Origin of the sequence: Bacteroides stercorirosoris (assembly GCF_900142015.1) — a bacterium.
In the GTDB taxonomy this organism is placed as follows: domain Bacteria; phylum Bacteroidota; class Bacteroidia; order Bacteroidales; family Bacteroidaceae; genus Bacteroides; species Bacteroides stercorirosoris.
The window spans coordinates 64,836-78,010 of the sequence record NZ_FQZN01000007.1 but is presented as its reverse complement, the minus strand read 5'-3'; the positions used below and the strand labels follow the sequence as shown (position 1 = coordinate 78,010).

Genomic DNA, 13,175 nt, shown 5'->3' with positions numbered 1-13,175 from the left:
CTAACTCATGTCATTGGTTTATGCCGGTCGGCCAACCTTCTGTCTGAGTCAAAGTATATCCTTTATTTTTATAATCCGCAATCTGGTTCGTACCGATAGGAGAAAGATACGGATTGACATTGGGAACATTCAGGAACGGTAATCTACCCTGATTCTGTGTAGGATAGAAGAAACCATTCATTTTGGCAGCGTTGGTTCCATCATATACGGTAAAGCTTCCATCCTTAGCCATCACTCTGAGTTTTCCTTTATTCTCGTCTTTCAACTCACTTTTTACTTCATCGTTGAAATTAACCCAGGTACCAATCAATAAATCTTCGTTCTTATCGGTATCCATATATTCCAGTTTTTTCCAACGCCTCAAGTCGACGATGCGTGAGTACTCAAATGCAAACTCCATTCTTCTCTCCCGTCTGATTTCCCAAAGTAACGCTGACACTGTCGGGTCTCTGTCCGGATCCAGAGGAAGTGCATCCAGCTTCAAATCAGCTGTTCTTGTAACCCCTAAAGCTTTTGCTTCTTCTGCTATCGGCCTGTTACGGATCTTATTGATGGACTCATCTATTTCGGTCTGAGAAACTTCCTTTCCACCCAGTGTAGCAAGTTCGGCTTTAGCCTCAATCCAGTTCAACAGGACTTCTGCATAACGCAATACCGGATATCCGGTAGTGTTTTTTTCGCTTTGGAACTCTGCTGCCGGAGAGCCACCGCTTTCAATATAACTCAAGGCACTCCGTGGGATAAATTTCGTCACATACAGATAGCAACTCTTTGCTCTCGGAGTAGGCTTATTATAGAAACTGGCTTCAAAGCGTGAATCTCTTGTCTTAATCAAATTACTAAGGGTAAAATCACTCGCATTTTCCAAAGAAGAAGTCTGCCAATCTTTACCATCCGTACAAATGAACGCCTTGATCAAATCCAGATTCGGCCCTACATCAGTAGGGTCATTCATATTACAGGTCGATGCAATAGAATGCGTAATGTTTTGGGCGGCATCATATTTCCGATACAAGATGCAATCCTTGCTATTGGTTAGGTCTGTAGAACCAAACAATTTACGAAAATCCTCAACGATACCATATTTTCCACTATTTATAACTATTTCCGCAGCAGTAACAGCCTGATCAAAGAATTTCTTGGCACGCTCATTATTTTTATAATAATACTTTTGCCAGCTTGCTTCAAACAATGCCCATCTTGAAACCATAGCGGCTACCACATAACGATTCACGTATTGTCCCCCGTCATTCAGGCGGACATTCTGCATCGCATAGTCAAAGTCATTGTAAACGGCATCCATTACCTCATTTCGCGGAGTGCGATCCTTGTACAGAGCATCTTTATCCGTGTTTTTCACCTCTGTGTCATAATAAGGGACATCGCCAAATACGTTCACCAAACGGGCATATTCCAATCCTCTGAAAAAACGCCCGATCCCGGTCCAGTGATTATATTGCTCACCTGTCAATATTTCCGGCATCAGGTTGCTAATGCGGTCGATCATGACATTTGCTTTTCTTACCCAGGCAAAATTCCAGGTAGGGCCGGTAAATTCACTCTGCCACATCATATCCAGGCTCGTGCTTCCTTTGGAAGTAGGAACCGAACGGCCGAATTGTGTCTGAGTGGACATTCTCACCGCATCATCATTAAATGTATAGTTAGCGTTAGGCGCATAAGTCGTTGTATACTTAAGCCCATATCCTACAAAAAAGTTTGTATAAAAAGCATTGGCATACAGACGCACTCTATCTTCGTTGGTCCAATACGCATCATCCTCAGCCGTAGTCAATGACGGGCGATCGAGCACATCATTACAGTTCGTAAACAATAAAACGATACCGGCTAAAATTATAAATATCTTCAATTTCATAATAATTCTATTTTAGAAGGTTAATTGAACACCGCATGATAAGCTTTTGAATACAGGGGTACCCGTACCGGTACGTCCGAGATTATAGCTAGTTGAGAACATTGAATATCCTGATATGGCTTCCGGATCGATAGGCAATCCTCTCAGATTATCAAATGTAAAGAAGTTCTCCAACGACATATAAATTCTTGCCTTGCTCAGATATATTTTAGACAGAAGGTTTCTGGGAACAGAATATCCGAGTGTGATATTCTTAATTCTCAAATAAGACATATCCAGCAAATAGCGGGATTGTTTCTGCATGGCAAATCCTGTATCGCTGCCACCTAAGTCCCATGCCCTGGGATAGAAAGCATTTGTACGTTCTTCTGTCCAATAATCAGTTGTAAAGGTCTTGGGCAATGCACCCTCCTTAGCATTATATCCGGGAATTGCCAACTGACCACTACCCCAGATTTTACGTTTTCCAATACCCTGGAAGTAGATAGAGAAATCAATACCCTTATAGTCTGCTCCCAATCTGAAGCTATATTCATAACGGGGAGTCGTGTTGCCGATAACTGTCAAGTCACCGGGATTACCATTTGTATTAGTTCCCGGAGTAATGTAACCATCGCCATCAAGATCCACAAACTTAGTGTCACCAGGAGAAAAGATCAACTTGTTTCCATCTTCATAGTGCACCTGATAAACCGGATATGCCGAAGATTGCTTATTAGTAGTACGGGCAGTTCCATTATAAATGACGACAATCTTTTCAATTTGCCCGTCTGCTCCATATACAAAATCTTCTTTTTGGAACAATCTGTCCGTCACAAAACCATAAATATCGCCATAACGTCTTCCTGTTGAGTAGGTAGTACCCAAACTGCGGTCTTCCCAAGGAGTCAGATAGTCAGCACCTTTCGTAATGAAAGTGGTAGCATCAGATATAGACGCCATTACATTAATACCGATCCCGTTAGCAAAACGGTGATTGAAGTCAGCCGACAATTCCCATCCCTTAGTTCTCAAACTACCATAGTTACCTCTGGGTGCATCAGCACCAAGAGTCACCGGCAGACTTTCGCCGGGAATAATCATATTCTTCGTATCGCGTTGGTACCAGTCGAAAGTTAAACCCAATTTATTATTAAAAAATCTGAGGTCAACACCAAAGTCCAGTGTTTCAATCTGCTGCCAGCTAATATCACTGTCGACTAATGACGGAGTGCCGAACATCGGCATTTTGTTTCCACTTCCATCCAGCCATGATGATTGTCCGTCTGATAGAATTGATTTATACAGAGTGTTTGAAACAGATTGGTCACCGATACTACCCCATGAAGCTCTGAACTTACCGAAACTTAAGATATTATTAATCGGTTCCATAAACTTTTCATTGGTAAATACCCAACCGGCAGAGAAAGAAGGGAACCATTTCCATTGCAAATCCTTAGGGAACTTAGATGAACCATCCCGACGTATGTTAGCCTCAACGAAATATCTATCTTCAAAAGAATAGTTGAGACGTCCGAAAAAGCCCAACTGAGCCTCCCAGTTACGGTTTCCTTCAATAAACTGATCGCCGGATGCCAATGGAAATTGGGGGTTAGCCAAGTCAATCAGATTTGTTTTCCATCCCTTATATGAGCTCCATTTGTTGGTAACCCTGTTCATACCTGCCATTATCTTGAAAGCATGTTGCTTTTCCGCGCCTAACAATAAGTTGTAGGTGGTATAAACATTAAAAGTATTGTTATCTATAGATTTGCTATTGTTTCCTACCTGGCTGGTGCTGGGACCGGAACTGTTGTAGTATTTTCCCACCGGGAAACGATATGCCTGCATTCCACCGGTATCCACTCTTTCCCCTTGTTCGTTAACATACACTTGATTACCATTTTCTATCCAGGCAGTAGGAGCATACCACATCTCTCCTGCTTCATATTGCATTACCGAGGAATTGGTTTCCGTAGTTTGCCTGTCATACGTATAGTCAAACTTTACATCCCAGTTTTTGGTCAGATTCAGAGTAAATCCTAAATTGATGTTATAATACTTATTCTGTAAGTTATCCGTATTGGCAGCTGCCATTTCATAAGTGGGTTCTTTCAAAGGATTACCATTTTCCGTTACTCCCATAGGCATCAACGGGCTCCAACGATAAAGATACAGCCACGGGTCGGCAGTCGTATTTCCGATTCCCGGATAACGTTTATTACGATCAGAATAGATAGAACTTGCTCTTACAGTAATATACTTGTTAATTTCCGAAGTAACACTGACCGAAGCATTATATCGTTTGAAATCATCTTCCTTGGCAGTTCTCGACATACCGCTCTGATCCAGATAGCCTAATCCGATGTTATAGCTGGTCTTACCACTCTTACCATTTACGGACAGGTTATGTGTCATTGTCGGCGTCCAGTTTTTAATCATAGCTTTGGCACCATCATAAAGCCTATAACCATACTTGTCTTTTCCATCATAGTACCAGTCGCGCCCATACACCACCGGATCATTCCATTTTACTTTTCCACCATACATATTTTGCCACTCGATGGCTTTTTCCAAACTCTCAGGACTGATGCGCCAGAAACCACCGGCCGGCATTGGCTCTCTTCTGTTGTTCTGTGCATCCAAGGTATATTGCAAGGCTTCTATACCGCCTATCTCAATTTTCTTAGCCGGATCCTGCCAGGAGAAGTTATTAGAATAGCTTATTTCAAACTTTTCATTTTGCGCTCCCGATTTCGTGGTTATCAGAATCACACCAAACGCAGCTTTTGAACCGTAAATAGAAGATGAAGCCGCATCTTTCAATACCGAAATAGACTGGATGTCATTAGGATTCACCATCTGGATACTTGGGATTTCCACATTATCCAATAAGATAAGTGGTGCGTTACTTCCTGAAATAGACCCAACCTGACCACGAATCTTGATTAAAGGATCTGAGCCGACCTCACCCGTCGGAATAGTAATATTGACTCCCGCTACAGCTCCTTGCAGTCCACGGCCAATATCCGCAATAGGGCGGCTATCCAATGTTTTATTCACATCGACTGTTGCCACTGCTCCCGTCAGGTTAGCTTTCTTTTGCGTACCATAACCCACCACTACTACTTCTTCCAGTAATTCACTATCTTCTTTCAAAGTGATTTTCATAGTTCTGGTAGCTTTTACTTCTTGGGTCTGAAAACCTATATAAGAAATTCTCAGAATGGCTCCCGGCTTTACTGTCAACGTAAATTTACCATTAATATCAGTAATACCACCATTAGTGGTCCCTTTTTCTATGACACTGGCTCCGATTACCGGTTCGCCATTGGCATCTACAATCAAGCCATTAACGGTCTGGGCTTGCAGTTGTTCCGCCACTTCCAAGGAACTGTCTGAGGCAACTTGAGTAGCCAGTATATTACCGCTGTTCAAAAGCAGTGCACTAATAGCCACTGCCGTGAGGAATTTGCTATGTGTTAATCCTCTTTTTTTGCGATCTTCATTCATAAAAGATTGATGATTTTGTTGTTAATCAAAATAGTTTTCTCAAAAATCCGGGTAAGGATAGTCAGTATAGAAATAGTCTTAGCTATTTCTTCTATCAGGTAAGTTTCTGTTCCATAGGCGTTTTCTCTATTTATAGGTTTAACTTATATTTTATCTCTCTTATTCTTTTTAAGTACAAACCAAGTTCCAAGAGAACATTGCCTATATTTTTACAGTAAAAATTATGTAATAATAGCACAAATAATATTCAAACTAATATTCATTGCACGAACATTTATTTATTGTCTTTTACTGCTTATCTTTACAATAATAAAATGGCTCTTAAATTAGTGAACATTTAATTAAACGAGATTTATTTTATAGTGCTATAAATAATTTATGAGATTCTATTATTGAGAAGACATAAATAGTAATCCAACTAACCACGTGGAAAATAAGATTAACGTAATCGTGCTAAATATTTTTTTGAAGAATTCTCACCAGAAATATGACGGAACAATATGCATATGGAGTTAACAATAAAAAGAGGGTTGACTTTTTAAATAGTCAACCCTCTTTTCACATACAATATTCTATTCAGGCTCCCTTTTATACTTTTCAAATACCTGGAAGTTCTTCTAAAATGCCTTTAAAACTATTTACTCTTTAGTGTTCCGCATAACTGTATGCTCTTGCAAAAGTTGCTTTACTACGAATACCAGCAAAGTAATGAGTGGTATACCGACCAGTGGTAATGGTCCAATAATCTGTATAGAACTTACCATTGATTTTCAGCAACCAGTCCACATCATCCATGACCGTTTCTCCGGGTACACCACCATTCGCCGCCGTCACTACAATACGAAAATCAATACGGGCAGCTCCCTGTGCAATGTAGGTTGTCTTTTTAACAGGTACTTGCTGGAAGCCTGTGCTTTCGCCGAAAGCGACTGGTGTACCCAAATTGAGCCATGCACTCTTAGTCGCATCTCCAGTTGCGTCTCCCACTTTCTTTCCGTCAGGAATGAGACCGGCATCTTTATCTGCATTTGTATAAAGCGGATGCAAGGTATACTGATACTGATATTGCAATTTCATAGCCGTAGGATGTCCTTCTGATTCATACATTAAGTTGACGAAACGAATATAGGCAATGGTATCTGTATCAAAAGTTGCTTTAGACGGGTCCAGCGGATAAGGAATGTCAAAATTGCGTTCCAAGATAAGCGGATTGGCATTATAATCATGTATGATAACATTCTGTTTCCCTTTAATTAAGGTAACATCCTGATCGAACACCAACTTTAAATCGGTACCTTGATACAACTTCAGATTCACTTTACCCGGTTTGGAATAATAGAATCTGCCCGCACCGGGAATTGTGTTATAGTATTTCAACACATTGGTACTATTAGCCAGAAGCTTCCCATCCAACTCTACCTTATAGATATTGTTTTCAGCCGAAGAGGCTACCGGTGTATAGTGGCCTATTTGGAACTGAGCCATATCATCTCCAACTGGAATAGCGTCATAATCAACCTCCATCTTTTCACATGACCCCATAAAAAAGGCAGCTAAAAGGCCTATACTTATATATTTTATCTTTTTCATATCGTTTATTCGTTTTAAATAAGACATTAATTAGCAGGATATTCACCCGGATAAGCAAACCAAGGGATAGAACACTGGTAATTAGGTGCCGTGCCGGATATAGGTTTCAGCTTTTCCAATGATTCGATGTTCCATGTATACTCTGAGTTGTAACGCGGGCGAATGCGATAGCAGGGTGAGCCATCATTGTAAAGATTATATGCCGCATTCCGGAATTCAATGTCTCTTGCAGCACCCAGAAAATAACCTTTGAATACTTTGGCATCATCTTCGTCACGTTTCACCTCAATCAGGCGTGTATCATCCCAGCCATTACCTTTAGACGGATAATCACCAGTATACTGAATGTCATAGTGATACTTACGCAAATCAGTCCAAGCTTCTATTCCTCCCCACGGATAAAGAGAAATAAACTTCTGCAACATTATATGCGAGAGAGTCAGATTCCCTTCTCCCAGTCCTTCTACATAAGGGCCGGCATAATATTCATTTGCCAAAGCACTGTAAACGCTCTTGGTGACTTTATCTCCCCCACCAATAACTCCCTTAGTACCCGGATAAAGTGGCGTAACCGTAAAATCCAAATCGTTGCGGACACCTTCTTTGAAAGCTGTGTAAGCAGCTCCCTTATTGCCCTTCTTCCAATATGCTTCGGCAAGGCAAAGTTTGATTTCAGCAGCAGTCATTAATACGTAAGGGGCATTATCGCGGAATAACCAGCGACCGATACCATCATTAGGCAAAGACGTAGTAGAATTCTTTACTGTCGTAGTACGTCCGTAAAGATGCGGAGTAGTTTTAATGCCGGCAGGATTAGTGCGGGTAGTATTGTTTCTTCCTCCGTAATACTGATGCGCTTTTACGCTGTCGGGATCGTCAATATACAAGTATTCAGGGTCACTGTCGGTACTCAGTTTCACCGCTACACGGGGATCGTAGTGCCCGGGCAAGCTTATCAGCGTATCTGCTATGTATTGTTTTTCAAGCAGTTCGTATTGGTAATACGGATTAGGAGGCGTTGTCTGCTTGATGCGTTGGCCATCTGTTCCATATTTAGGTATGGTTCCCGTCATAATCTGTACCATATAATCGTGTTGATAATAAATGGTACTGAGATTGCCTCGTTGTGTTCCCCAGAAATTATTGTAGTCCGGGAAGGGAACACTTCCCGAGCCACCTTCCATTTCCACCATAGCATCATCAGCAGATGTTTGCAATGATTTACCGGCAGCTTCAATCAATTCATCGGCATACTTTTCAAGAAAATCCGATTTGTTGGATAAAGATGACAGATTGCGTACGATTACACCATGAGCAAATTTAATCCATTTGGAGATATCACCTTTATAAACCCAATCGTTAGCAGAAATTTTTGAGCTATAAGCAGTCTTATCCTCCATTTCCAGATATTCGATAGCCTTGCGGGCCCATCCACGGACAGCGTCATAAATATCGGCCTGAGAATCATAATCAAACTGTACGCGCTCGTTATCAAAAGCCTGTTTAAGTGGCAACTCACCATAAACTTTGGTTAGCATATCCCAGCTATATGCTTTAATGGCATAGCCGATACCGGCAAGATGCCAGTGCTCTGCTTTAATTGCCTGATTAATCAGGTTCTCAAGATTCATACCTTGATCCCAGTAAACTGTGCGCCAAATCAATGCTCCCGTATCACTACTCTGTGGATAATAGTGATTACCATAGTTAGAACCATATGAACTTTGCGTAGTGCTCCACATGGAGATCATAGGCAGAATGGCGTATGTCAAGTCGAACGTAACATCCTTATAAGATTGTAGAATGCCGGACAGATATAAATAGTCTTCTACATAATCCGGAGAGTCAATATTCTTATTAACATCCAGATAATCGTCACAACCGGTATTGAGTAGCATCAGTAGAGACAGGAATGGAACAATTATATATTTCTTCATATTCTTCATATTAATTGGATTTATGACTTAGAATTGTACACTTAAACCACAAGTGATGCCACGTGGGCTGGGGAGCCCCCATGTGTCGTAACCTTCACCTCCTACACCACCGGCGGAAGCGGACATCGTGTTGCCCACGGCATCCAGACCGTTGTAGTTGGTAATAGTAAGAAGATCGTTGCCGGATACATAAATCTGAGCATAGCTGATCAGACCGTTGGTTATCTTCCTAAGGAGTTTTTCTGTAAATGTATACGACAGACGTATTTCGGACATACGCAGATAGTTGACATTGGCTTGAACCCAGTCGCGGGCAGAGCCGGCATAAATAGTGCCACCATAATTGCCATATGTGATAGCGATATTATTGGGCGTCGGATTCTCCGAGTTTTCATTGCCGTCTTTCAACACACCGGGAATGATAACGGAGCCCTGCTCACGTTTCTTCACAGAATCCCAGTCCATACCGTTTTGAGCCAGATAGCGACCGGTTCCGTTGATTACTGTTGATTTAAACTTACCGGAAAACATGGCATAAAGGCGCCATTGGCGTTTGAAAGTAACTTCCGTTGAAAAGCCGAATCGCAGTTTAGGTTCACGGTCGCCTATATGTGTCCATTCCGCACTTACGCGTGGAGCTCCTGTTGAAGGATCAATCAAAACTTCCCCTTTGTCGTTACGTTCAAAGTCTAGTCCGTGGATAGAAGTAACAGGATCACCTACCATCGTACCTAAACGGATTCCAGCCGTATTTCCATTCGTATAGGTGTCATAATATTCCGCCATCGGGAGGCTAATCGTCTTTGAACCGGTATGTGAGAGGTTTACTCCTACATTCCAACGCCACCCATTGTAATTATGAATAATATCCCCATCAATATGTCCTTCCCAACCCCAGGTTTTAAAGTCACCCAGATTGCGGGTATTCAATACAAAACCAGTGGCATATGACAATCGGAAACCGGTAACAATCTGATCTGTACAACGGGTACGGAAATAAGTGAAGTCTGCAACGATCCGATCGTTCAGAAAGCGGCCTTCTGCTCCTATTTCATAACTGGTAGTCATTTCAGGTTTCAGTTTTGAATTCGGACCTGTATAGCCATATTTGTAACCGCCGCCCCTTAGTTCCGTAGCTTGCAGTTCCGGATTAATAGAAAGCGGGGATGTATCTTTACCAACTTGTGCTATGGCACCTCTCAACTTCAGATAGTTTATAGCCTCATTTCCTTTGAATATCGGCAACTCCGTCAAAACGAATGACGCTTCCAATGCCGGGTAGAAATAGCTCCGGTTGTCAGTAGGTAACGTTGAAGCCCAGTCGTTACGTCCACGTAAAGTAAGGAACGCCATATTATCCCAACCAAATTCAGCCTGTGCAGAAATAGCCTGAATACGACGGATAGTGGAACGCTTTTTAGAGACGATAGTAGCTGCATCTACATTGTTGATAGAAGCCATATCCCATACAATATAGTTCTTTCCATAAGAACTCAGGCGCGTTATTTTGTTTTCCACCTGATGATAACCGACTTGTGCAGTCACTGCCAATTTCCCATCAAAGAATTTATCATTCCAGCCTGCAAGCATATTCATAGAGAGGTCTGAGAAGTTTTCTTTAACCAAATTATATACTCCGCCGCGACCAGGTTGGATGTCATAGTTGTTTTTAGCCCACAACGGATGTTCAGAAGTCTCAAATGTTTGCGTACCTATATCCCAGCCATATTGTGCCCGGAGGAAGAAGTGGGAATTCGGTTGGATAATACCGGTCACATTACCAATAATTCGGTCGGATTCATCATAATACTTGTTGTTATTCATCAAAAACAACGGATTATACATATCACCATCCACATACGGATATGGATAACGCATATGCACCAGGTCCGGGTCGAGATAGTTGCTCATGTCATCAACGAGCGGCCAGCGAAGTGCATAATAAAGTGGACCACTGGTACCTTTAGGCATCTTGTTATTCTGAGTGGATGCATATTGCATGGATGATTCAAAGCGCATCCATTTTGTGATATCCGCCTTGCCGGACAAAGAGAAATTACTACGCTGGTAATCGGTATTCTTAATTGTACCGGTTTGATCGGTAAATGAAGCTGAAGCACGCATCGTCAACTTCTCAGTACCGGTTTCTACTGATACATTGTGTACTTGTGTAAATCCGGTTTGCAGAATTTGATCCAGGTTATTATAAAGTTTAGTACCTTCGGGATAGAGTCCACCGAAACGGGCGGTATTGTAATAGTTGGTTACACCATAATTACCATTAGAATACTTTGTTTGCGGATCAGGCAGACCATAAGACGTATCCCAACGGAAACGGTTACTATACGAAACTTTACCCTTACCTGCCGTACCTTTCTTTGTCGTAATGATAATGGCGCCATTTGAAGCATTCGAACCGTAAAGCGCAGCTGCGGCTGCTCCTTTTAATACTGTGATGCTTTCGATATCTTCGGGATTAAAGTCATTGCCACGTGATGAGAAGTCCAGTGTACGACTACTATAGACGTCCTCTACAGCCATACCGCTGCTTGCAGAGAAAGAAGAGTTGTTCATCGGAATACCATCAACAACATAAAGCGGCTGGTTACTGCCGGAAAGAGAAGTGATACTGCGTAATGTTACCTGTGTTGACGCTCCCGGAGCACCCGAACTGGAGACAACATTCATACCGGATACACGGCCTTGCAGTGCCGTGATAAAATTATCTCGTCCCGACTCTGCAATTTCATCTGCAGTCACTTTCTGTACAGACGAACCGATACCGCGTTGAACACGCTTCAAACCGAACTCCGTAACGACAACTTCGTTCAGCATATTGGCATCTTCCTCCATTTGCACATTAATTTGTGCCTTAGTAGCTTTTACCGATTGCGGTTTACAGCCTATATATGAAAACTGGAGCGTAGCTCCTTGCTTAGCAGTAATTGTATAGTCTCCATCAGCATTAGTAATCACGCCTTGATTGGTTCCCAGAATTTGAACACTTGCTCCGGCGAGAGGCTCGTCAGCGGAGTCAGTAACTTTACCTTTAACGGTGATTTGTTTCTGTTGCTGCGTTACTTCAGTAGTAGGTGAAGCCGGTTTACCCGCGATATTGTTAGGACTGGCATTTATGTTGATAGCAGGTACTATTAGCATAGCAGCTATGCCCATTGAGATTTCCTTAAATCTATTCATAAGAGTCTCATGATTTTAATTATTTTCTATTTGTATTTAAAGAGTATGCGACCATTGCATTGTCGTGTTTTCTGGATCAATGCATTAGTTATGGCAGTTTGAGTACTTCGTTACGTACTATTGTTCTTATTCGTGCGATCTTCATTCATAATATTGATGATTTTAATGGTTGTGTTGAAGTAACTCCAACATTCCGAATAGGTAGTTAATAATCAGGAATAACTGACAAGGTTATTCCTTTTGACGGATAACTTTTTGTTCCATAGGCATTTTCTCATTTTATTAGTTTGACTTTCATATTATCTCTACTTTGTTTTATCTACGGTTCCAAGAGGACTTAGTGGTTATTTTGATACATTATTCCCTTATACCTTTTGGTTCTCTACATTCTTTCCTTACCTTTGTAATCAATACGAACCAAGTTGCACAACTCGGGACTACCAAGTTACATATGTTGGTATATCCAAGATGCATAACTTGGAGGCACCAAGTTGTATAACTTGGTAAAGCGATATAAATAAGAAACACTATATATATAAGTAACAAACAGTTAGAAACACTATGGGATTAATTTATTTTGTTCGTAAGAAAAAGTTCAGGACATCAGGAGGTATGAAGTCTTTATACTATGCAATACAACGAAAACTACAGGTGAAAGGTGGTAAAACAGAACGGGACCTTGCAAAAATATTATCGCAAGGAAGCGGACGTAGTGAAGGAGATGTCTTATCCATCCTGACCGATTTGCCTAAAGCAATAGAAGAAATACTGAAAGGTGGCGAATCCGTGACGATTAGCGGATTAGGTTCGTTTCAAACTGCCATTACAAGCAATGGTTTTGAAGCACCGGAAGATGTTTTGCCAAGTGAAGTACGCCTGTCCAAAATCTATTTTAAGCCTGATCGCAGATTCTTTTATCGTGTAAGCACAATGAACTTTTTTCGCTATCCGCTTAGCAAATACTTCCCTAAGAATCAGTTGAGAGCAGAAACATTAGCTAAGGAGAAAAAAGAGGAAAAAGAAGTCTTTCCTGAAATGGGAAATGAGAGTGCAGACTAATAAGCTTGAAGAGAAATAGGAAA

6 protein-coding genes are annotated in these 13,175 nt (G+C 41.4%); 1 reads left to right on the top strand and 5 read right to left on the bottom strand.

The window, feature by feature from the left end; genetic code table 11:
* Positions 1-10 precede the first annotated feature (10 nt).
* The 5 genes from BUC01_RS07050 to BUC01_RS07030 form a co-directional block, all read right to left on the bottom strand.
* Positions 11-1,876 (bottom strand): RagB/SusD family nutrient uptake outer membrane protein, encoded by a 1,866-nt coding sequence (locus tag BUC01_RS07050; RefSeq protein WP_073313115.1) that lies wholly within the window; start codon positions 1,874-1,876, stop codon positions 11-13.
* A gap of 12 nt (positions 1,877-1,888) precedes the next feature.
* The gene (locus BUC01_RS07045; RefSeq protein ID WP_073313114.1) at positions 1,889-5,368 is read right to left on the bottom strand and encodes a SusC/RagA family TonB-linked outer membrane protein; all 3,480 of its coding nucleotides are present in this window, start codon (positions 5,366-5,368) and stop codon (positions 1,889-1,891) included.
* Between the two features lie 645 nt (positions 5,369-6,013).
* Positions 6,014-6,958: a hypothetical protein gene (locus BUC01_RS07040; RefSeq protein WP_073313113.1), complete on the bottom strand. Its 945-nt coding sequence runs from the start codon at positions 6,956-6,958 to the stop codon at positions 6,014-6,016.
* A gap of 26 nt (positions 6,959-6,984) precedes the next feature.
* Positions 6,985-8,895: a SusD/RagB family nutrient-binding outer membrane lipoprotein gene (locus BUC01_RS07035; protein ID WP_025833471.1), complete on the bottom strand. Its 1,911-nt coding sequence runs from the start codon at positions 8,893-8,895 to the stop codon at positions 6,985-6,987.
* 27 nt (positions 8,896-8,922) lie between these two features.
* On the bottom strand, positions 8,923-12,093 hold the full coding sequence (locus BUC01_RS07030; protein ID WP_034524531.1) for a SusC/RagA family TonB-linked outer membrane protein: 3,171 nt from the start codon (positions 12,091-12,093) through the stop codon (positions 8,923-8,925).
* Between the two features lie 561 nt (positions 12,094-12,654).
* Here BUC01_RS07030 and BUC01_RS07025 point away from each other — a divergent pair.
* Complete coding sequence (locus tag BUC01_RS07025) at positions 12,655-13,152, top strand: HU family DNA-binding protein (protein WP_025833469.1); 498 nt, start codon at positions 12,655-12,657, stop codon at positions 13,150-13,152.
* The last annotated feature ends 23 nt before the right edge of the window (positions 13,153-13,175 follow it).

What these genes read in the sequence shown, in the direction of transcription:
- BUC01_RS07050 (WP_073313115.1), bottom strand. Translation starts at nt 1,876, where the DNA reads ATGAAATTGAAGATATTTATAATTTTAGCCGGTATCGTTTTATTGTTT.
- BUC01_RS07045 (WP_073313114.1), bottom strand. Translation starts at nt 5,368, where the DNA reads ATGAATGAAGATCGCAAAAAAAGAGGATTAACACATAGCAAATTCCTC.
- BUC01_RS07040 (WP_073313113.1), bottom strand. Translation starts at nt 6,958, where the DNA reads ATGAAAAAGATAAAATATATAAGTATAGGCCTTTTAGCTGCCTTTTTT.
- BUC01_RS07035 (WP_025833471.1), bottom strand. Translation starts at nt 8,895, where the DNA reads ATGAAGAAATATATAATTGTTCCATTCCTGTCTCTACTGATGCTACTC.
- BUC01_RS07030 (WP_034524531.1), bottom strand. Translation starts at nt 12,093, where the DNA reads ATGAATAGATTTAAGGAAATCTCAATGGGCATAGCTGCTATGCTAATA.
- BUC01_RS07025 (WP_025833469.1), top strand. Translation starts at nt 12,655, where the DNA reads ATGGGATTAATTTATTTTGTTCGTAAGAAAAAGTTCAGGACATCAGGA.